Source organism: Candidatus Methanoliparum sp. LAM-1 (assembly GCF_020885915.1).
In the GTDB taxonomy this organism is placed as follows: domain Archaea; phylum Halobacteriota; class Methanoliparia; order Methanoliparales; family Methanoliparaceae; genus Methanoliparum; species Methanoliparum thermophilum.
The window spans coordinates 737,206-757,108 of record NZ_AP025251.1 but is presented as its reverse complement, the minus strand read 5'-3'; the positions used below and the strand labels follow the sequence as shown (position 1 = coordinate 757,108).

Annotated in this window: 21 protein-coding genes, 1 tRNA gene, 1 other RNA gene and 2 pseudogenes; 13 read left to right on the top strand and 12 right to left on the bottom strand. The window is 35.7% G+C overall.

Annotation, left to right across the window (positions count from 1 at the left end):
• The first annotated feature begins 10 nt into the window (after positions 1 to 10).
• Positions 11 to 1,036, top strand: coding sequence for a hypothetical protein (locus LPC15_RS04150; protein ID WP_229234120.1), 1,026 nt, complete (start codon positions 11 to 13; stop codon positions 1,034 to 1,036).
• Between the two features lie 13 nt (positions 1,037 to 1,049).
• Here LPC15_RS04150 and ffs read toward each other — a convergent pair.
• The 5 genes from ffs to LPC15_RS04125 all read right to left on the bottom strand — a co-directional run bounded on the left by ffs (position 1,050) and on the right by LPC15_RS04125 (position 4,486).
• Positions 1,050 to 1,364: signal recognition particle sRNA (gene ffs / locus LPC15_RS04145), an RNA gene on the bottom strand.
• Between the two features lie 74 nt (positions 1,365 to 1,438).
• Positions 1,439 to 3,118: a long-chain-fatty-acid--CoA ligase gene (locus LPC15_RS04140; RefSeq protein WP_229234119.1), complete on the bottom strand. Its 1,680-nt coding sequence runs from the start codon at positions 3,116 to 3,118 to the stop codon at positions 1,439 to 1,441.
• A gap of 108 nt (positions 3,119 to 3,226) precedes the next feature.
• Complete coding sequence (locus LPC15_RS04135; protein ID WP_229234118.1) at positions 3,227 to 3,373, bottom strand: hypothetical protein; 147 nt, start codon at positions 3,371 to 3,373, stop codon at positions 3,227 to 3,229.
• Positions 3,374 to 3,589: 216 nt separating this feature from the next.
• A complete protein-coding gene (locus LPC15_RS04130; protein ID WP_229234117.1) occupies positions 3,590 to 4,153 on the bottom strand; it encodes an adenosylcobinamide amidohydrolase in 564 nt (187 codons plus the stop codon).
• 60 nt (positions 4,154 to 4,213) lie between these two features.
• Positions 4,214 to 4,486 (bottom strand): hypothetical protein, encoded by a 273-nt coding sequence (locus LPC15_RS04125; RefSeq protein WP_229234116.1) that lies wholly within the window; start codon positions 4,484 to 4,486, stop codon positions 4,214 to 4,216.
• Positions 4,487 to 4,632: 146 nt separating this feature from the next.
• On the opposite strand from LPC15_RS04125, the pseudogene nadA reads away from it, so the two are divergent.
• Positions 4,633 to 5,538, top strand: a pseudogene (gene nadA / locus LPC15_RS04120) (quinolinate synthase NadA); the annotation flags it as partial.
• Here the strand turns inward: nadA and LPC15_RS04115 are convergent.
• Both LPC15_RS04115 and LPC15_RS04110 read right to left on the bottom strand, forming a co-directional pair.
• Positions 5,535 to 6,656, bottom strand: coding sequence for a hypothetical protein (locus tag LPC15_RS04115; protein ID WP_229234114.1), 1,122 nt, complete (start codon positions 6,654 to 6,656; stop codon positions 5,535 to 5,537). The pseudogene nadA and the gene LPC15_RS04115 overlap by 4 nt on opposite strands.
• Positions 6,657 to 6,678: 22 nt before the next feature.
• Positions 6,679 to 6,751 (bottom strand) — tRNA-Asp (locus LPC15_RS04110).
• Positions 6,752 to 7,009: 258 nt separating this feature from the next.
• On the opposite strand from LPC15_RS04110, the gene LPC15_RS04105 reads away from it, so the two are divergent.
• The 4 genes from LPC15_RS04105 to mtnP all read left to right on the top strand — a co-directional run bounded on the left by LPC15_RS04105 (position 7,010) and on the right by mtnP (position 10,209).
• Positions 7,010 to 8,284 carry an Nre family DNA repair protein gene (locus LPC15_RS04105; RefSeq protein ID WP_229234113.1) on the top strand — a complete coding sequence of 425 codons (1,275 nt, stop codon included), beginning with the start codon at positions 7,010 to 7,012 and terminating at the stop codon, positions 8,282 to 8,284.
• A 102-nt stretch (positions 8,285 to 8,386) separates the two neighbouring features.
• A complete protein-coding gene (locus tag LPC15_RS04100; RefSeq protein ID WP_229234112.1) occupies positions 8,387 to 8,557 on the top strand; it encodes a hypothetical protein in 171 nt (56 codons plus the stop codon).
• 105 nt (positions 8,558 to 8,662) lie between these two features.
• Positions 8,663 to 9,346, top strand: a complete 684-nt coding sequence (locus LPC15_RS04095; protein ID WP_229234111.1) for a phosphoribosyltransferase — start codon at positions 8,663 to 8,665, stop codon at positions 9,344 to 9,346.
• Positions 9,346 to 10,209 carry an S-methyl-5'-thioadenosine phosphorylase gene (gene mtnP / locus LPC15_RS04090; RefSeq protein WP_229234110.1) on the top strand — a complete coding sequence of 288 codons (864 nt, stop codon included), beginning with the start codon at positions 9,346 to 9,348 and terminating at the stop codon, positions 10,207 to 10,209. Before LPC15_RS04095 ends, mtnP begins: the two co-directional genes overlap by 1 nt.
• A gap of 283 nt (positions 10,210 to 10,492) precedes the next feature.
• Here mtnP and LPC15_RS04085 read toward each other — a convergent pair whose 3' ends face one another.
• Positions 10,493 to 10,642 carry a hypothetical protein gene (locus LPC15_RS04085; RefSeq protein ID WP_229234109.1) on the bottom strand — a complete coding sequence of 50 codons (150 nt, stop codon included), beginning with the start codon at positions 10,640 to 10,642 and terminating at the stop codon, positions 10,493 to 10,495.
• 217 nt (positions 10,643 to 10,859) lie between these two features.
• On the opposite strand from LPC15_RS04085, the gene LPC15_RS04080 reads away from it, so the two are divergent.
• Positions 10,860 to 11,066 (top strand): hypothetical protein, encoded by a 207-nt coding sequence (locus LPC15_RS04080; protein WP_229234108.1) that lies wholly within the window; start codon positions 10,860 to 10,862, stop codon positions 11,064 to 11,066.
• A gap of 6 nt (positions 11,067 to 11,072) precedes the next feature.
• On the opposite strand, the gene LPC15_RS04075 is transcribed toward LPC15_RS04080, so the two are convergent.
• On the bottom strand, positions 11,073 to 12,329 hold the full coding sequence (locus LPC15_RS04075) for a hypothetical protein (RefSeq protein WP_229234107.1): 1,257 nt from the start codon (positions 12,327 to 12,329) through the stop codon (positions 11,073 to 11,075).
• Positions 12,330 to 12,527: 198 nt separating this feature from the next.
• Between LPC15_RS04075 and LPC15_RS04070 the strand changes: the two genes are divergently transcribed.
• The 6 genes and pseudogenes from LPC15_RS04070 (at position 12,528) to LPC15_RS04045 (ending at position 16,118) form a co-directional block, all read left to right on the top strand.
• On the top strand, positions 12,528 to 12,761 hold the full coding sequence (locus tag LPC15_RS04070) for a hypothetical protein (RefSeq protein WP_229234106.1): 234 nt from the start codon (positions 12,528 to 12,530) through the stop codon (positions 12,759 to 12,761).
• 119 nt (positions 12,762 to 12,880) lie between these two features.
• A complete protein-coding gene (locus LPC15_RS04065) occupies positions 12,881 to 13,111 on the top strand; it encodes an HAD hydrolase-like protein (RefSeq protein WP_229234105.1) in 231 nt (76 codons plus the stop codon).
• On the top strand, positions 13,108 to 14,718 hold the full coding sequence (locus LPC15_RS04060; RefSeq protein ID WP_229234104.1) for an NAD+ synthase: 1,611 nt from the start codon (positions 13,108 to 13,110) through the stop codon (positions 14,716 to 14,718). The genes LPC15_RS04065 and LPC15_RS04060 overlap by 4 nt, the downstream gene beginning before the upstream one ends.
• Positions 14,719 to 14,729: 11 nt before the next feature.
• Positions 14,730 to 15,413, top strand: coding sequence for a diphthine--ammonia ligase (locus LPC15_RS04055; RefSeq protein WP_229234103.1), 684 nt, complete (start codon positions 14,730 to 14,732; stop codon positions 15,411 to 15,413).
• Between the two features lie 227 nt (positions 15,414 to 15,640).
• A pseudogene (gene nifH / locus LPC15_RS07035) lies at positions 15,641 to 15,964 on the top strand (nitrogenase reductase); the annotation flags it as partial.
• A gap of 7 nt (positions 15,965 to 15,971) precedes the next feature.
• Positions 15,972 to 16,118, top strand: a complete 147-nt coding sequence (locus LPC15_RS04045; RefSeq protein ID WP_229234101.1) for a nitrogenase component 1 — start codon at positions 15,972 to 15,974, stop codon at positions 16,116 to 16,118.
• A 528-nt stretch (positions 16,119 to 16,646) separates the two neighbouring features.
• On the opposite strand, the gene LPC15_RS04040 is transcribed toward LPC15_RS04045, so the two are convergent.
• Genes LPC15_RS04040 through LPC15_RS04030 form a run of 3 tightly spaced genes read right to left on the bottom strand, consistent with a single transcriptional unit; the run spans position 16,647 to position 19,855 of the window.
• Positions 16,647 to 17,837: an ABC transporter permease gene (locus tag LPC15_RS04040; RefSeq protein ID WP_229234100.1), complete on the bottom strand. Its 1,191-nt coding sequence runs from the start codon at positions 17,835 to 17,837 to the stop codon at positions 16,647 to 16,649.
• Between the two features lie 10 nt (positions 17,838 to 17,847).
• On the bottom strand, positions 17,848 to 18,516 hold the full coding sequence (locus LPC15_RS04035) for an ABC transporter ATP-binding protein (RefSeq protein ID WP_229234099.1): 669 nt from the start codon (positions 18,514 to 18,516) through the stop codon (positions 17,848 to 17,850).
• Between the two features lie 13 nt (positions 18,517 to 18,529).
• Positions 18,530 to 19,855: a COG1361 S-layer family protein gene (locus LPC15_RS04030; RefSeq protein WP_229234098.1), complete on the bottom strand. Its 1,326-nt coding sequence runs from the start codon at positions 19,853 to 19,855 to the stop codon at positions 18,530 to 18,532.
• Positions 19,856 to 19,903 lie beyond the last annotated feature (48 nt).

Here is a 19,903-nt window from a genome sequence, read left to right as displayed (position 1 = left end):
AGGTCTTAATATGACTATTCTATTTACAAAAGAGAGCATCGAATCTGTATTTTTAGATCCGATGAACAATTTTTCAGAGAGTTCGGTATGTTTTGAAGTGAGAAAAGATCCTCTTACTGGAGAAACGTCTCGTATAGTCCCTGAAACAGGGATAGAGCTCCAGAGGACAGAAGATTTTTCAGATATCATCGAAGAGAGTAGAGGGTGTTTTTTTTGTGAGGAGAACATTGAGAGAGATACACCAAAATTTAAACAGGAGATCGTGGAAGATGGAAGAATAAAGGAAGGAAGCGTTATATTATTCCCAAACATATTTCCTTACGGTAAATACAGCGGAGTTTGTGCATTTAAAGAACATTTTATATCGCTAGAAAAGTTTAATGCTGGACTTATAAAGGAAGCTCTAATCGCTTGTAAGATATTTGCAGAAAACGTCTATAAAAACGATAAAACTGCAAAATACTGTACGATCAATTGGAATTATTTGCCTCCTGCCGGTAGCAGCATATTGCATCCACATATTCAACCGCTTATAGATCCTTTCGTCTCAAATTATCATCGATTGTTGCTGGATAATAGTAAAAAGTATTTTTCTGTTAATGGATCTTCGTATTGGAAAGATATTATCAACGTAGAGATGGATAGAGATGAAAGGTATATTGGCAAGACAGGATCCGTAGAATGGATTACTCCATTCGCTCCAAGAGGACATTTCGAGATAATCGGAGTTACAAATTCCCCTGATTATATATCCTTATCCGATAAAGAGATTATGGATATTGCAACAGGAGTTTCAAAAGTTTTAAAATTTTACAATACAGAAGGCCGAGATAGCTTTAATATGTCTATATATTCGGGTATTATGAGTGATTTTAAAGATAAAGAGTACTTTTCGACTAACATACGTATCATTGCGAGATCTAACATGCAGAGATACTATATGAACGACGCAAATTATCTAAGGATGTTATTAAATGAGCCGGTTATATCAACATCCCCAGAAGAAGTATGTAAGAGGATCAAAGAGATTTTTTAGATCTATAAATTTGCAGTGGACACGCCATCGGTCGGAAAATCTTAACCTCCAGGTGCTTTTGAAAACCGCCTCCGTCCTGCCACTCCATGAGCGTCGTACGTTCGTGCTAAGTCTGCTCCCTTCCGGGCCTGAACCGGTCTGCACGATAAAGAATATGGAATATACCTTCCGATATATCCTATATCACCGGCGACCACATGGAACAAGACATCTACAGCAGCCTTTCAAAGCTACTCTGAAGGCAGAAAAACCTTCCTAAGGCTTCGCCCCCCGCATATCGACGGTTTCGGGTTACAGATGACGTCGAGCCACCCGGGCTAGTCCACTGCAAAGGAATTATATATATTTCTTTTATATATAAATCTATCCCTTTAATATTTATAATAAATATCAAAATCTTATCTATTCTGATAATATATCCTTGTACCTTGGTCTGAGCAGTTTTTTATCGAATTTACCTACACTTGTCTTTGGTATCTCGTTTACAAAGACAAATCGTTCAGGAATCCACCATTTCAATATCTCTCCGTTCTCTACATAACTCTCAAGATGTTTTCTCAACTCATCTTCCATTATATCATCTTTAAACTCGCTCTTAGGTACTACGAGGGCTATAGGTCTCTCTTCATATTTTTTGTGAGGGACTCCTATAACAGCAACCTCCAATACTTTTGGGTATTTACTAAGTAGATTTTCTAAGGTCAGTGTAGATATCCACTCTCCACCGCTCTTGACAACATCTTTTTCTCTATCCACTATTAACGGGTTTTCCTCCTCATCGATCACTGCTAAATCCCCTGAATGCAACCATCCATCCCTCCAAAGCTCTTTAGATTTTTCTAAATCCTTGTAGTATCCTAAAGTACACCAAGGCGATCTTAATATTATCTCGCCTATCGTCTTATTGTCTCTCGGCACATCTCTTCCATTTTCATCGACAACCCTCTGTTCTTCGAATGGTGCAGCCCATCCTGTCCTCAATTTAAAATCTAGAATCTTATTATCCGGCCAATCTCTCATATGTGATTTTAATAATGATATGCCCATGATAGGACAAGTCTCAGTCATACCCCATCCGGAATACGGATCCATTCCTAACTCTATACACCGTTCTGCAAGACCTCTGGGAAATGCCGTTCCGCCAACAAGATATTTAACGTTCTTTAGATATTCTTTATATTTCTCTATGTCTGGATGATAAATTAAAAATCTTAGCACCGATGCAACACCGAATATTGTGATAGGTCGATCCGGTAATTCCTCCCTCTCTCTCTTTATCATATTTAATACCATCGTTGGATCTGTCCTACCGATCATCAGTTGTCTTGCGCCAAAAAGAGTACTCATAAAGGGTATACACCATGCATGAGCATGAAACATAGGAACAATACATAGTGTCGCTCCGTATGGCGCAGGCGTAAGACCATGCCCGGAAGAATAACCGGCCCAGATAATTGAGTGAAGAGATAAAGCACGATGAGTGAACCAGCAACCTTTTGGATCACCGGTTGTGCCTGTGGTGTAACCCAACGTTGCGACGGTATTTTCATCCAATTCAGGATACTGGTAACTAGACGAGGAAGACTTTAATAGGTCTTCATACTCGTATATCGGTCTTAGTTTCGTATCCGGAATCTCTCCATCATCCGTAATTAGTATGTAACTTTTTACCGTCTTTATCTTATCTTTTATACCCTCTATAAGAGGTAAGATGTCTTTGTTTAATATAAGCACCTCATCACCGGCATGGTTTATGATATAACTTATCTGTGCCGGAGTCAAGAGAGGATTGCCCATATGTAGTATAGCCCCCATAGATGGTATCGCAAAGTACATCTCAAGATACCTGTCTGAGTTCCATTCGAATACTATTATCTTTGTACCTCTTTTGACACCCAATCCTTCTAGAGCATTTGAAAGTCTCTTACATCTCTCATACGCTTCTTTATAAGTCTCCTTACGGATATCTCTATAAACGACATATTCTTTAGGATGAAGCTTTGATGCATGTTCTATTATATGATTCAATGTCAACTGGTAATGATAACCTACATCTACAAACTCCTCGTTTGGATTCTTCATATTTAAATCTTATTTATTATAATATATATAATTTTTGGTAGAGTATATCTTGAAGTAAAACATCATTAATAATCTATCTGAAATAGATAGGGATGATATTGGTATATCCTACAGGTTATAAAGCAAAGGATCACTCCCGATCATTGCAGACGTGGTAAAGAAGAGGATATCAACCTTTGTCATAGCAGAGGTATTCGACATATCGAGTTCAACGGTCTGGAGGTGATGTAGAAGAGCATTCCATCCGGAAATCATTCATGGATAGATCAAAAGAATTATGTTCCTTTTAAAGTTTCTCATTTTTATTATTATCAAAAATAGTTGAAATTAGAGGATTACTAAAATAGACATTTCGGTTAATGATGTAATCTATATTATGCTACTATCCAAGTCGTTCGTATCAATCTTCAGCTTGATACCTCTGATTTGGGAGATGAACCGTATCACGAGTATGCAAAAACACATATCATATTATGCCTTTTGCATTTTTAAAGATCTTCTAATACCCTCTCTGACGGATATAACGACCTCTTCTCCAAATTTAGTATATGGACCAGAAAATTCGATCTTTTCCTTGTCTGACTTTTCATAAGCTACAATTACAGCATCTGTGGAAGTTCCGCTAAAATTAAATCCACATTCAAATAAAGTGAAGGTTTTTGCCTCCGTTGCCGTGATAACGCAATTTACCAATGCTCCCTCTGATAAAGGTCTTTTTGATATTATAATGATGTTGATCGTTCCAAAATTAAAATGGACAGGATTCTTAATCCCAGCAGTCACAAATGTATATAAGTCCTGCATCTTGATAAAGACGAGGTATCGCATATCAACTGCAGTCAGAAGAGAAAAATACGGATATCTGATATTTAACCTATTTTCAAGATATTTTAGGTGATCTTCTGCATTAAACTCATTATGAACGGTGGAGTTCAAAATGAATTTAACGCTACTTCTACCACCATCAAGCCCAGAGCTTAAAGCTTCAAAATCTCCCTCTATAACCAATGTTTTCTCCTTTATATACCACTTCATCTTTAAAATTAAGATTTAAAAATTTATGAAATTTAAATTTATTAATACTCCAATATTTGTTTATTCTTCTTTTTTGATGACCTCCGGTAATAATTTAAAGAGCGCGGCGACTATGCCCAAGATCAATATTGCAACTCCTATGACCGTCCACAGAATTTTCCATCCAAACCCAGGAGCGCTTAATATAGATAAAATATCTCCTTGTGCAAGGAAAAAGTTGATTATGATCGGGACTAGCCCGAAAACTAAAAATGCGATACCTATAACTATTGGAACGATACTGTATCCCAAAAACTTCAATGCCTGTTTTAATGATATACTATATTTAACCAATTTAAATCACTCCATAATATAACATCATATCATTTACTTGTTGCAAGACAATATTTAAATATAATGGTAAACTCTTTCCATGTTTATAGAACAATGTTAAATTTAAAAGATTAAATTATAAACAAATCTGATTATAAAATGAAGATGAGTATAAAATGAGGATAAAAGATCTTAAAAAAGAGAAAAATGCTATAATCCTTGCACATAATTACGTCAGGCCAGAGATACAAGATATCGCAGATTTTGTCGGTGATTCGTTAGAACTTGCTTTAAAGGCATCGAAGGTAGATGCGGACTTGATCCTGTTTTGTGGTGTAGATTTTATGGCAGAGACCATTGCTATTTTAAATCCAAGTAAAAAAGTTTTGGTTCCTGATATTGCAACCTGCTCACTTGCACAGATGCTTGATACAGACTCATTATTGGATTATAAAAAACTGTACCCTGATGCCAAGGTTGTCTTATACATTAATACCCTTGCAAAACATAAGATATACGCCGATGCTATATGTACTTCTTCAAATGCACCGGAGATTGTAGATTCAATGGACTCTGATAAAGTTTTGTTTGGTCCAGATATAAATCTAGCACGTTATGTTGCAAATAAAACATCAAAAGAGATAATACCCGTGCCTAGATATGGTTTTTGTTCTACACATTATCAAATCACGATCAATGATCTATCGACCGCAGTTAAAAAGCATCCTAATGCCGAGATAGTCGTACATCCTGAGTGTACCGAGGATATCCAGAAAAAAGCCGATGTTATTGCGTCGACAAGTGGTATAATACGATATTGTAAGAGGTCAAATAAAGAAGAGTTCTTGATAGGCACAGAGATAGGACTTATTCATCGTTTAAAAAGGGAAATGCCTGATAAAGAGTTCTACATGATATCAAAATTTTCTGTATGTCCGTCTATGAAGATCCATACCTTGGACAAGATCGAAAGAGCATTAAAAACGGAGATCATCAACGTAACAATAGACAAAAATATTGCGAGTAAGGCAGTTATACCTATAAAAAGAATGATAGAGATTACAAGTAATTAAGAGAACATGTAAGCAAGCGTATAATACTTCATCGGCGTAATATCTTTTACTTCCCACTCTCTGGATATCTTCTCTATTATCTTGAACACAGGCATATTTTCTGCGGATACAATCCCAGTATCGGCCTCTTTATATCCTTCTTTTGCTATTAGCCCGAGTCCATACCCTATTATATCAGATATCAGACCTATACCCCTAAAATCTTCATCTATACCTAAACTACCAATTCTTGCTCTATTTACACCTGTAGGACCTTTGAATATCAATCTTAAAAAAGAACCAAAACCAACAGGGTTTTTCCCTTCATCGCGTAAAGATTTGTAATATTGATTCATATCGGAGAAAAAAGAGAAATAAAGTATCATTCTATCCTCCTTGTATCCTACGTATATCTTCAGCCTGGTTAAATGTGCTGAAAATCTTGATAAAACACGTTTTTTAACCGTATTATATGAAGAAATGAATTCTCTAGGATTAAAACCAAAATGTGTTATGAATATACGGTTTAACAGGTCGCTATATTCCTTCACAGCCTTTTTATTCTTTAGATTCAAAAGGGTTATCTTGATATTAGCATCTTCTAATCTCTTCTTACCCGATTCAATATCTTCATTACTCAATAAAGGCAACTTAATCCGCATGTTACTCCATTCAGCCCTCTTCTCAAATCCGTAATCTGTAAAGAGATCGATGTACGATGGCGGATTGTATGGCAACTGTGTAGGTGGTAAATGCTCGTATCCTTCGGCAAGCAAAGCAGGAAATCCGTTATTTCGTAAATATACCCCATCTAAACCTTTATCTTTGAGGATTGCTAAGCATTGGTCTATGAGCAACTTTGCATGGTCTTTATACTCCGGTATCAACAAAAAATCATCTATGAATCCGATATTCTCTTTTTTTTTCTCAACCCAAACCTTATCAAAGGTTGCACATGCCTTGCCTACTTCTTTATCCCCGTCCATCAAAAACAAAAACTCTCTCTCTTCACCCTCTCTAAGAAAAGGAGAAAAAAAAATATAGTTCTCATTTCCAGCAAATGACTTATCTACAACCTTTCTCCATGCTAATAAATCTCGCCTTTTCAACGAACTTCCAACAGATTTAACAGAGACCATCAAAGATACCTCAGCCAAAAAACGCCCAGGTCGGGATTTGAACCCAAGTCGCGGCCTCGACAGGGCCGCATGATAGGCCACTACACCACCCGGGCATTCTTCTTTATCCAGTTACTATTTCTTATTCCTAGATATCATATCTATTATATAAATTTTTATATTTATAGTCTTTGGTATGATGTTTAGATTTAAATTTTTCGATTCTCAAATAAAATTTAAATAAACACTAGCTTAGACTTTATTTACTTTGAATTATTAACACATTTTATGTATCAATACGTAATCTAAATATATTTAAATAATACATCTCTTAAAAATAATAAATCCTTTAACCCTTCAATAAAGAGGTTTTTATGCAAAATAATTTAAAATTGAGTAGATTTTTGCAGATATATAACGAAAGATATTACTCTGAAAGAAAAGGGATCTGTCTGCAATGTGGAAGAAGAAAGTGCCCAATATTAGATAAAAAACTGATTAGTAATTCTATTACAGACTTATTATCGAAAGAAATTCATAATTTTAGCCCGCCCGGTATTTTTGTAGGATGGGTGGGTTATCCTAAAATAAGATTAGGACCTATGATCTCTCTGAAATCATACAAGAATAACAAGGAGTTCCATGTTCTGGATTATCCGGCAGAATGGTATGGTTTATCTCTGGATAATCTTATCGAGTATAGAACTTCATTGGTACGTTCAGAGAGCATAACTCATGCAGATCTGGCGAAAAATCCCGATTATAATTTAAAAAATATTCAAGAATTGACTTTATCGACAATACCGGTATATATGGAGGCAGAATTTCTAAAAAAACCAAGATTAAACCTTTTTTTTGATCCGATAAGCGAACCCTTACCGCCGTCTGCTACTATTAAAAAATTCTCATTGGAGAGTAATATATCTATACCGGCTGATGTCGAAAAGATATACTATGATACGGATTTGAATACGGTTAACGGATTATATTTTCTCTATACGAGAGGGTACGATGAATATTACTTGACAAAAATTTTTTCTGCTGGTACGATAGGTATCAGAAAGAAAAGAAGGTTTGTTCCAACAAGGTGGGCTATAACTGCTGTAGATGACATAATTGCGACTAAAATCAAGGAAGAAGTGAGATATCTTCCATCCATCGACGAATTTTTAGTCTTCAGTAATACGTATCTTGGAAACCATTTTGAGATCTTGTTCATGCCTGGCCCGTTTGAGTTTGAGAATATCGAGTGTTGGATGCCAGGAAGCGTCTGGTCCTTTGGGGATATAATCATTACGAGCGAATATGACCCAGAAAAAGGGAGGAAGACGTATGCAAGGCTGCAAGGCGGGGGATATTATGCGGCAAGGCTACCTATATTGGATAAGATGCTGAATAAAGGAAAAAAAGCACGGGTAGTATGTTTTAGAGAGATCAGTGATGAGTATTATATCCCTGTTGGCGTATGGGAAGTTAGAGAGAATGTTAAAAGGGCATTATCAAATAGGCCATTAAAATTTTCATCGTTGGAGGAGTCTTTATCCTATATAAAAAGTAAATTAAAGGTTGATTTTGAAAAATATTTCAGGATTAGCGTGATTTTACGCAAAGCAACGACACAAAAAGTCTTATCGTCTTTTGATAGATAGTTAAGGTGTTTTTCTAAAATGGTATTGAGCAAATATTTATATATAATTTATATATAAACCTATAAGATAGTAAGATATGTATATCGAAAGGAGGTGATAGATATGAAAAGTATTGGAAGGATGTTGAAAGATGCGGACGCTTGCCCTATATGCGATTTTGGATACTTAGCTGCAACAGCATTAAACCTATGTTGCATGCCTTTAATCATAGGCTGCTCTATATGCCCTGCTATGACACCTGCTATGCTATCTATTCTTTTACAAGGCAAATAAATTAAACTAATTTTTTTTATTATTCTTTTTGTTCTTCTTTCTCATATAAAATTTATATTATTCTATTCCATAAAGATATATAAAAGATAACTCAAATTTTGTAGTATGACTAAAACAAAGATGAAATGTGTCTTGACCAATTGGGATTATATATACAACCTATGCCGCAATCTCTCTAATAAGATAAAAGATTCAGATTTTAAGATAGATGTAGTGGTAGCCCTCACACGTGGAGGATGGATCCCAGGAAGAATCTTATGCGATTTTATCGGTTTACATGATTTGGTTGGCTTAAAAATTGAACATTACGTTGGAACCGCGTTAATGGAAGATGAAGCAATAGTTAAATATACTGTGGATGAGCGTGCGGTTAAGGATAAAAATGTTCTTATCATAGATGATATTACCGATACAGGCAAAAGTATAGAGAGTGCAAGAGATTACATCTTAAAACTCAATCCCAAAGATATAAAAACAGCCGTATTGCAGTTTTTATTTACCTCTAATGCAAAAATAGATTTTTATGCAGAATACCTGGACGAATGGGCTTGGATCATCTATCCATGGAATTTTATAGAGGATATGGTAAATATAATATCACGGATTATGAGAGAGGGTGATAAGGATTATTGGAGTAAGACCGATATTAAAAAAGATTTGAAAGATTTATATCAGATCGAACCGGGCAGGTTGGATGAGGTATTGAATGAAATTATATATAGAGGAATCATAAAAGAGTATAATGGAATGTACATATTAAAAGAAACAAAAGAGAAGAAGGTAGTATAATGATTGAAGAGGTAGAAAAGGTAGATATAGGCATTATTGGAGGCAGTGGAGTATATGACCCGGAAATTCTCGAAGATAATCAAGAGATAAGTCTAGATACACCATTTGGTAAACCTACCAGTTTTATCATTGTTGGATGGGTGGGAGATAAAAAGGTAGCGTTCATCTCTCGTCATGGGAGAGGGCATATCTATTCTCCATCCAAGGTTAATTATAGAGCTAACATATTTGCATTCAAGAGACTTGGTGTAGAAGATATCATAAGTGTCTGTTCCGCTGGGAGTTTGAGAGAAGATATAAAACCTCTTGATATAGTTATACCAGATCAGATCTATGATAGGACAAAAAATAGAGTTAATACGTTCTTCGAAGATATCGTGGCTCATATAAGTTTTTCAGACCCGTTTTGTAAAAGATTGTCCCAGACAATATACGATCTGGCTATAAAAAAAGGTTATACTATTAAAAAAGGTGGGACTTACGTATGTATAGAAGGTCCTCAATTCTCTACAAAAGCAGAATCTAACATATATAGACGATTAGGTTTTGATCTGATAGGAATGACGGCTATTCCTGAGGCAAAATTAGCTAGAGAGGCTGAGATATGTTATACATCGCTTACAATGGTGACCGATTATGATGTATGGAAAGAGAAAGAAGAGGTAAGTGTAAGTCTTGTTGAAGAGAATCTCGGGTTAAACGTGGCAAAGATTAAAAAAATATTAAAAGATATTATTCCTGATCTTAAAACTACTGAATGTGAATGTAAAAATTCGCTATCCGATGCAATTATTACAAACTTAAAAGCTTTAGATGATAAAGATATCGAACCATTAAGTATCTTGTTAAAAAAATATGTTTAATTCGATTAATAAATACAATATAAGTAAATACCTGAGGTATCGAAAAAATAGTTTAGATTATGGATGTGATATAAGAAATAAGGAAGGTTCGCTTGATCAACATCTTGCTGACTTTATTGCTTTGCCTCTTTTTATTTATCATCTTCTATTTTATCCGTGAATTCTCTTTTTTTTGGCTATGGAGGATCGATTAATTTATTGAAAGAGGCTTTATATATAACGAATGGTTTTTATTCTTGGGTCTATATAATGGCTCTATAGTAACACTGGTTGGTTGTATTCTCTACTCTTTAAGCGAAGGATTTATAGATTTCGGTATTTTAGCTATCTCTCTTGGAGGAACGTTATTTACTGGTCTATTATACAAAAACCATCGGAAGATTACAACCCTCTTGTTCAATATACTTATTCTATTCTTCTTACTCAGAAGCATCCTGTCGTCATCAATCGCTCAAAACTATCGTTTTTTTATATATCTGATAGCATTTTTTGTGATCTTTGGTGATAAAATTCACGATATGCTCTATGATAGTAGCATGATATACCTATCTTTATTAATAATTTCCTTTTTTTGCTCGTTCTTTATCTATCTCTTAAGTATTGTACTCTATTTTAACAGATATACCAACTTTATGTTATCTAATCCGGTTATGCCTTTTTATTTGCTCTTAGATATAGTAATAATAACACTTGCTGGAAGTATATTTACACTCTTTTTAATCTTATCAATACAATCGTTATATCAAAAGGATGAATTAGAAGAGAAAGAAATTCTGGATTATGCTACAAAAGCTCGTAATATTGTAGAGAAAAAAGATGCCGGAAAGAATAATAAAAAAATAGTAAAATCTAGATGAGATATATCATCCTTTCAGATCATAAGATAGAGTAACATAGTTTATATTATCTGCACCTAGATTATATGCATCTATAATTATCTCTACGGTCTTTTGGACTGGAATGTTATCTGCCAATGTTGGACCGGTAGTCAGTCTTCTCACCCCATCATCTGCCATTATCTTTAGAATCACCGAAAATAGGGATCTAACAGCACCTAATCCCCTTATATCTTCATCTATCCCTAACCCTCCGACCATATAACTATCGTTGCTTCTTGCATACTTTAACAAACGGAAAAAGTTTAAAAATCCTTTTTTCTCCTTTAATTTTAACATAGGTGCGGCTAAATCTCCTAAATATGTCACATATCCTATTAGGGTGTTATCAGATCGTCTTAAAGCGATTGTTTTTATCTTTAGAAGATAATTTGTAAATCTGAGCTGCATCTTTTTGGAGAACGTGACATCTCCTGTCCCCATAAAATCGCGTGGATTGTATCCAAAATGTTCCATGCCTAAAAAGATATCTTGTTCGAACTTGCTTAACTCTTTCATCTCTTCTATATTCAAAGTATCTATCCTAACAAAATACGAATCGTTCTTTTTAATGAACTCATAAGCTTTTAAAACATCCTTTATCACTGATTCTGGGACATTCTTTTTTGCTAATATTTTTAAAACATCGTCTTTATGATTTTGGAAATCATTTGGATTTTTGGATTTAAAAAATAATTTTTTGATTTTTCTATCGTTAAACAAAGGCGGAATATCATCTGTTAAACTAGTTGGTAGTCTCATTCGTGTTTCTATCCACTCTTTTTCTACTTTAAACCCTTCTTTCAAAAAAATGTCTATGTAAAATTTTGGGTTATAAGGCATAAGAAATGCAGGCGGCTCTTTTGGGTCGCATAGCAATCCTGGAAATAATGGACTTCTTCTAACAAAAATTTTATCCATTTTTTTGTTTTTAAGATTGGATATACAGTGTTTTATCAATACGTCCGCTTCTTTCTTATAATCGGGAAGTATGGCAAATTCATCTATAAATCCGATATTTTCGCCTCTTTTTCTGATCCAAACTCTATCTATTGTAGTAGATGCTCTTCCTATATCCTTGTCTCCCTCTACTAGTACAAAATATTCTCTCTCTTCCTCTTCTTTCACTCCGTATGGGAAAGGTATATAATTTTTGTCACCCTCGAATGCATTCTCTTCTATTTTTCTCCATCTAATCCGCTCTCTTCCTTTTAAAGAATTACCTAAGGGTATAATATGTGACATTGATGGTACTCCTCATTTTGATTTGTAGCGTTTAAATATAATTAAATATCAATCATTTATATTTAAAAGCTTCGATGAAGCTTAAAAAGATAAATATACTATAAGACCAAAAATTTAAATATGATAAAAACACGATTATTTATCATACTGGAGATATTATTAACTTTGACTGTATAAGGATATATATTCATCGATAATATGAGAATTTTACCCATTATAATTATAACAGGACTGATAATATTCTTTTGTCTTCCGATAGTAGGAGGATACGCCGATCTTCCAACAGATTTATCTCCAGACTCTGTAGGTAATTTTCTAGGTGGAGTTACCAGGTATTGGATATCTCTAAAAGATATTGTTATGCAGGCTATAAATCCTTCTACAGTAACAGAGATGTCTTTTATAGTTTGTATTTCTTCTTATAAGATCTGAATATACTATAATAGCATTTTTCAAGTTTTTATTATTTTCTATTATCTCATAATTTTTATGAAGATTTCTTCAAAGTTCTTAAATAGTTTTTTATAAGAGAGAGTGAAAGGTTGTGAGGAATGGTTGCTAAGGAGTTCTTTGAGCTTGCATTACGGAAGCTTGATACCAGACCGTATGATACTGCTATAATAGGGGATGATATATTTACAGATATTAGAGGTGCAAAGAGATTTGGAATGAAAGGGATATTAGTCAAAACCGGTAAATATAGCGCGGGTGTGGTTGAAGAGGCTGAGATCGAACCTGACCTAATCATAGATTCAATATCACAGCTCAGAGAATTTTTATGAGTAAATATAATTATAAAGTAGCATTGGCACAGATAAATGCAACCGTTGGGGATCTGGATAACAATACAGAAAAGACTATAAAATACATCAAAAAAGCGAGAGAAAGAGATGCGGATTTAGTAGTATTTCCGGAATTAGCAATCACAGGTTACCCTCCAAAGGATCTCTTATTAAAACCTTCTTTCATTAAGGCAAATAAAGAAGCTTTAGAGAAAATAATCAGTAAAACGGAAGATATTGCTGTTATTACAGGCTTTGTTGACGAGATTGATAAGAATATCCATAATGCTGCCGCTCTTATCAAAAATGGAAAACTTATAGGCATACAACATAAGACGTATCTGCCAAATTATGATGTATTCGATGAACAGAGGTATTTTAAGCCTTCTAAGGAGAATTTTGTCTTTGAGCTGGATGAGCTTAAACTGGGAATAAATATCTGTGAGGATATATGGGTTGATAACGGTCCTACGGAGATACAGACGAAGAAAGGTGCTGACTTCATTGTAAATATCTCCGCTTCTCCTTTTTATATCGGTAGAAGTAGAGTGAGAAGGGATCTAATTGCGAAGAGATCGAAGGAGAATAAGATTCCAATCATACATGTCAATTTAGTTGGAGGGCAAGACGACTTGGTATTTGATGGCAGAAGCTATGCCTTCAATCGAGGAGGGACTTTAATTGCAGAGAGTAAACACTTTGAGGAAGATCTCGTAATAACAAATTTGGATGGTAATGAAATAGTTCCAGAGGAAGAAGATGAACTAAAAGAGATTTATGGTGCTTTATTGTTGGGAATTAAAGATTATGTGAAAAAGAACGGGTTTAAAAAGGTTGTTATTGGCTTAAGTGGTGGCATAGACTCGGCATTGACTGCTACCTTAGCAACAGAGGCTTTAGATGCGCAAAATGTTGTTGGTGTTTCGATGCCCAGCGCAATCTCCTCACAGTCCAGCAGAGAAGATGCAAAGAAATTGGTTGAGAATCTTGGTATAGAATACAAAGTCATTCCTATTATCGACATTGTTAACGCATACACTGCAATACTATCAGATGAATTCAAAGGCACAGAACCAGACGTAACAGAAGAGAATATTCAGGCGAGGATTCGTGGAAATATATTAATGGCGATTTCAAACAAATTTGGGTATTTGGTTTTATCTACTGGAAACAAATCTGAGCTGGCAGTTGGTTATTGTACTTTATATGGAGACATGTCAGGAGGCTTAGCAGCAATCTCAGATGTTCCAAAGACGACTGTGTATAAGCTTGCGAAATATATCAATGCGGTCAAGGGAAAGGAGATTATTCCAAAAAGCATATTGCTTAAAGAACCTTCTGCAGAATTAAAAGAAGGACAAAAAGATTCTGATTCGTTACCACCATACGAAGTATTAGACCTGATATTACATGCATATATCGAGGAGAACAAAAGCAAAAAAGAGATAATTGAGATGGGATTTGATGAAGGTATGGTTAGCGAAGTAATCCGGAAGGTGGACCATAATGAATATAAGAGACACCAAGCACCGATAGGAATAAAGATAACGCCTAAAGCATTTGGATCTGGTAGAAGGATGCCGATAACAAACAGATACGAAGAATGAAGGGCAAGATCATGAAATTGGCAGCTTTGGTTTCGGGTGGTAAAGACAGCTTGTATGCAACGTATCTTGCCAGTAAGAGACATGAGATTCGTGTTATAGTTACGATAAAATCACTCAATCCTGAATCGTATATGTATCATGTTCCCAACATAGATCTTGTTAAGCTCCAGGCAAAGGCTATGAGGCTTCCTTTGATATTCAAGCATTCCATGGGAAAGAAGGAAGAGGAGCTTATAGATTTAAAGGATGCTTTATTAGAAGCAAAAGAAGAATATGGCATAGAAGGCGTGGTATCAGGAGCAATATTCTCCAGATATCAGAAGGAAAGGATAGATGGTATATGTAATGAGCTTTGTCTAAAGAGTTTAGCACCTCTTTGGAAAAGAAAGCCAAAAGAGCTATGGAATGAGATGTTCAAAGCGGGGTTTGAGGTGATAATCTCAGCTGTTGCTGCTTACGGTCTTACGGAGGAGTGGCTTGGTCAGCTAATAGATAGAGAGGCTTTTAATAAACTATGTGATTTACACGATACCTGCTACGTGTGCATCGCAGGAGAAGGTGGTGAGTTTGAAACGTTTGTCATTTATTGTCCTCTTTTTAAGGAGAGGATCATCGTTGAAAAATCGAAAAAAACATGGGATAGAAAAACAACGAGTGGTAAACTCATCATAGAAAAAGCTATGTTAGCGGTTTAAATCATCCTAATTCTCACCTTTAGCTTTGTGAGCCAGCTCCGTTTTTAACAATAAAAGCCAATGGTCTATATTCAATATGACATCTTTTCTGGTGGAAAGCATCTCTGCATTTTTATGAAGATTTCTTAAAAGTTCTCAAATAGTTTTTTAAAGAAGGGTGTTTTATTAAATGTTAGAGCAGGAGGTAAATAAAATTAGATAAATAGCAATTTTATGGTAAAGGAGGTATTGGAGAGAGCACGACGACGCAGAACCTGACTGCAGCACTTTGAACAATGGGCAAGCATATGCTGCAGATTGGCTGTGATCCTAAGGCAGATTCTACTCGGATGCTGGTGGGTGGAAAGAGGCAGCTATCGGTTCTGGATACTTTACGTAAAGTTGGAGCAGAGAACGTGATTCTTGAAGACGTTGTGCGCACAGGATTTGGCGGCTTTGCAATGCCAATGAGGGAAGGAAAAGCACACGAGATCTATATTGTGGCATCTGGCGAGATAATGGCGCTTTATGCAGCAAACAACATCTGTAAAGGGATACTCAGATTCGTAAAGTAGAGCGGTGTTCGGCGGTCGTGATAATCTGGTAGAAGGTATACACAACCTGGTTTACCGTTATCAGCCAGAGATAATTTCCATCGTCACGGTATGTTCCAGTGAGATAATAGGAGACGATTATACAGAGTTATTTAGACGATGCGAAAAATAGATTAGAGGATGAATTCGGCGAGGAAATCTTAGATCGCGTGAAATTCGTAATTATCAATACACCCAGTTTTGCCGGTTCTCATGTAGAAGGCTATAATCGTGCGGCGAAGGCTGTATGCATATTTACCTGCACGGGTGAAGGAGGCTACCTAGAGGAACTAAAAGCATGATAATAACATGATTACGCAAGTTGCAACCGGGCTCTTTGGTGTATCAGAAGAGACAATACGATCGTTGAGCTCAAGTATGTCTAGGGCGCAAAACGGGTCTCGGCGGGCATTTACTTGTTGATAAAGTAACACCAGAAGTTTGCGGGTAAGAGCCTCTTCTCGCCATTTTCGTTCATGTCGATTGGCTTTGTCAGTAGGGTACTTTTAGAGAACAGAATACGCCCTATCCAGGTTCAAATCTGTTTTCAATCGCATCGGGTGGCGCTATTTATATAAGAGATAAGAGACCCGTATAGTAATTTGGTGAATTCGCAACCCTCACTCAAGAGGGCTGGGAGCTCATCTTGAACGTTCAAATTTTATTCATACCTGACTGCTTCTGCAGGACTCATTTTAGAAGCACGCCGTGCTGGATAGAGACCGGCAAGTATTCCAACGATAATTGCAACGATTATTCCAGTAAGAACAACAAGCGGATCTATTACCATCGGAACCCTTCCAATGGCTTCCCCTCCTATCAACGGTAAGACTATACTTACAATCTTTGCTGCGGCTATACCAAGTATACTACCTACCACCCCACCAATAGCACTAATTAGTGATGTTTCTGCCAAGAAAAGTTTTAAAATATCCGAATTTTTAGCACCGACAGCTTTCATAACTCCTACTTCATGTGTTCTCTCCATTATCGACATAAACATGGTATTTGTTATACCTATTGCTGCCACTATAAGAGAAATAGACATTATTGCACCCAAAAACAATTCTAGGGTTCCTATAATTACGTTATAAAGCTGCTGCACATCGCTTATGGATGTCACCATTGCAAAATTTTCAGTTTTATGATTTCGATCTATCGTTGTTTTGATCTCTTTTGAGATAATACTAGCTTTTTGAGGATCTTCTATCTTTACAAATATCTGTGACGGTATATTCTCACCAAAAAGAGTTTTTGCCTCTTTGTTAGAGATCAATATTGAAGAAGACGATATTGGAGAAAATATATTAACATCACCCTCTTTTTGTTCTTCTATTATACCAACAACAGTATAATTCACTCCGTTTATCTTTAGAGTAGAATTTAAACGAACAGTCTTTCCTAAAACATTAGGAACATTCGGACCAATTATACATGCATTTCTATCTGTCTCTCTCAACATTCTTCCAGATGATAGAGATATTGGAAATATTTTTTCGTATTCTACAGGACCTATTCCATTTATCATCATCATCTTACTGTTTCCTGCGTAATCTACGTTTGTATACCAAATCACCTGTTCGGATACTGATTTTACACCACTGATATTCCTTATATCTATTAAATCTTTCTTTGTAAAGTTATCCGATGTCACTCCAGCCATTGCAGGGGATACAACTATTATGTCCATAGAACCGCTTAGTTGACTGGTTATTTCCTCATTTAAACCTTGGGCTATGGAAAATAATGCTACAAGTGCGGCTATTCCAATAGCTATTCCCAAAATAGTCAATATCGATCGTACTTTTCTTTCACGTATGTTCCTAAAAGCAAATATGATGGTGTCAAACATAATATAACTCTCAATTTATGATCATTCCATCCTTCATTCTAATTATATATTGAGTCTTTTTTGCGATCTCCATGTCATGTGTAACGATGATTATAGTTCTGTTTTCCATGTTCAGTTCTTTTAAAATATCTATTATCATCGTACCAGCTTGGCTATCTATATTACCCGTTGGTTCATCACCCAGTATAATCTTTGGATTGTTGACAAGAGCTCGAGCTATTGCCACTCGTTGTTGTTCTCCTCCGCTAAGCTCATTAGGCTTGTGGTATAGTCGATCACCCAATCCCATTTGTTCTAGAAGTAGTTTGGCTTTTTCTAATCGTTTTTTCTTGCCAACACCTGCAAAATAAAGCGGGAGCGATACGTTTTCCAAAGAATCCATCGTATGAATGAGGTTATATTGCTGAAATATAAACCCGATCTCTTCCATTCGTATTCTTGCAAGATCGTCTTCAGATAATTCTGAAAGATCCTCTCCTTTCAAGATAATTTTTCCGCTAGTAGGCCTATCCAATCCTCCTATCACATTTAAGAGGGTGGATTTGCCTGATCCGGAAGGGCCAACTATAGCAACAAAATCCCCTTCTTCTATCTCCAAACTCACCTTCTTCAGCGCAGATACTTTGATCGCACCTCTTACATATATTTTTTCCACGTCTACCAGAGAAAGAATGCTCATCTCTATCTTTACTTTATCTCTTTCTTTTTATTATGAATATTCCTAAGACGATAAATACAACCAAGATCAACGGCAACATTGTATATGTAAACCCTGTCTTAGGAGTACTACTTGTTATAACATTATATTTTACCGGATACTTACTCGATTCGTAATAAGTTCCTCCACTCTTGTAGATAACTTTAAACGTGGCATCTTTCTCACCTGTATCCTGGATTTTATCGGTAGTTATTGTAAAACTTGCAGGAAACGTACTGTTGGCAGGCATTTCACCAATAAATATCTCTGATGGTATGATATTATCGTTAAGAGCTATTACTCTAACCGATTCTATCTTTTCTGAACTTCCATTAACGACATCCATCGAGATTTCTCCCTCTCTGCCTCGGTTAATCGAGGAAGGATACTCGTTAAAGACGATCTTTATCTCCTCCATATCCATCACATCTACCGATTTTACCAATTTGTTCGTATGTATATTCTTCCCGTTTGCATACTGTAAGATGAAAGACATCTTCATATTATCACCCAACTTGTTAGGCATTACCGAGAATGTTACAACTTTAGACTCAAAAGGTGCCAATTTAGATATCTGTGCCATCTCTTTCTGTCCTCCTAACATTCCACCAAGATATTCTTCGTATTGACCGAGCATATCACTCAATCCAGGAATAATCTGAGACGATACAGTATCTGTATTGGCTTTTTCCTCTTCCGATGGAGAAGATGATAATATTATTGCCTCAGATGGAGTAAAATCAAAATCTCCAACCGGTTTGATTCTTACATTATAGACAGGATTCGACCGATTATTAACTACTCTCAACTCAACATTGGTATATCCTTTTAATGGTATAGATGATGGAATTTTTTGTTCTATCAGATCTACTTCTTTATTATCCACTTCTATAGGTATCGGGTAGGTCTTAACTCCACTATCCATAACGACCTTTAAGTTTAATAAATAAACACCATCTTTCGTATTTTGAGGGACGGTTACAGGAAAGACGAGAGATTTACTCTCGGCTGCAGAGAGGATACCACCTGGCAGAATATCACCGATGTTTGAGTATCCTTGATGGCATATTATCTCGTTACTCTCTAGATAAATCTCATTTATGCTCACTGCACCGGACGAGAGGATGCCTCCCGACCTAGAATTTTTAATAATAACCGTAACGGTTCCAGTATCTCCTGCCATGAAATACTCAGGATTTGTTTTAGAATCAACGATGGATATCTGTGCATAAGATACATCAATCGCTAGAAAAGATGACCCTAATAGTATGCTAATTACACATAAAGCATTAAACATTTTTAATAAAAATCGTTTGTCCATATCAAACTTTATTTATAAAGTGTTATATTTAATTTTCTATTTTTGCAG

Coding starts and splice junctions, on each gene's coding strand:
- LPC15_RS04095 (WP_229234111.1), top strand. CDS start 8,663: ATGACTAAAACAAAGATGAAATGTGTCTTGACCAATTGGGATTATATA.
- LPC15_RS04080 (WP_229234108.1), top strand. CDS start 10,860: ATGCCTTTTTATTTGCTCTTAGATATAGTAATAATAACACTTGCTGGA.
- LPC15_RS04135 (WP_229234118.1), bottom strand. CDS start 3,373: ATGATTTCCGGATGGAATGCTCTTCTACATCACCTCCAGACCGTTGAA.
- LPC15_RS04130 (WP_229234117.1), bottom strand. CDS start 4,153: ATGAAGTGGTATATAAAGGAGAAAACATTGGTTATAGAGGGAGATTTT.
- LPC15_RS04075 (WP_229234107.1), bottom strand. CDS start 12,329: ATGTCACATATTATACCCTTAGGTAATTCTTTAAAAGGAAGAGAGCGG.
- LPC15_RS04150 (WP_229234120.1), top strand. CDS start 11: ATGACTATTCTATTTACAAAAGAGAGCATCGAATCTGTATTTTTAGAT.
- LPC15_RS04055 (WP_229234103.1), top strand. CDS start 14,730: ATGAAATTGGCAGCTTTGGTTTCGGGTGGTAAAGACAGCTTGTATGCA.
- LPC15_RS04060 (WP_229234104.1), top strand. CDS start 13,108: ATGAGTAAATATAATTATAAAGTAGCATTGGCACAGATAAATGCAACC.
- LPC15_RS04030 (WP_229234098.1), bottom strand. CDS start 19,855: ATGGACAAACGATTTTTATTAAAAATGTTTAATGCTTTATGTGTAATT.
- LPC15_RS04070 (WP_229234106.1), top strand. CDS start 12,528: ATGAGAATTTTACCCATTATAATTATAACAGGACTGATAATATTCTTT.
- LPC15_RS04085 (WP_229234109.1), bottom strand. CDS start 10,642: ATGCTTCTGAGTAAGAAGAATAGAATAAGTATATTGAACAAGAGGGTT.
- LPC15_RS04065 (WP_229234105.1), top strand. CDS start 12,881: ATGGTTGCTAAGGAGTTCTTTGAGCTTGCATTACGGAAGCTTGATACC.
- LPC15_RS04140 (WP_229234119.1), bottom strand. CDS start 3,118: ATGAAGAATCCAAACGAGGAGTTTGTAGATGTAGGTTATCATTACCAG.
- LPC15_RS04115 (WP_229234114.1), bottom strand. CDS start 6,656: ATGGTCTCTGTTAAATCTGTTGGAAGTTCGTTGAAAAGGCGAGATTTA.
- LPC15_RS04105 (WP_229234113.1), top strand. CDS start 7,010: ATGCAAAATAATTTAAAATTGAGTAGATTTTTGCAGATATATAACGAA.
- LPC15_RS04100 (WP_229234112.1), top strand. CDS start 8,387: ATGAAAAGTATTGGAAGGATGTTGAAAGATGCGGACGCTTGCCCTATA.
- LPC15_RS04040 (WP_229234100.1), bottom strand. CDS start 17,837: ATGTTTGACACCATCATATTTGCTTTTAGGAACATACGTGAAAGAAAA.
- mtnP (WP_229234110.1), top strand. CDS start 9,346: ATGATTGAAGAGGTAGAAAAGGTAGATATAGGCATTATTGGAGGCAGT.
- LPC15_RS04035 (WP_229234099.1), bottom strand. CDS start 18,516: ATGAGCATTCTTTCTCTGGTAGACGTGGAAAAAATATATGTAAGAGGT.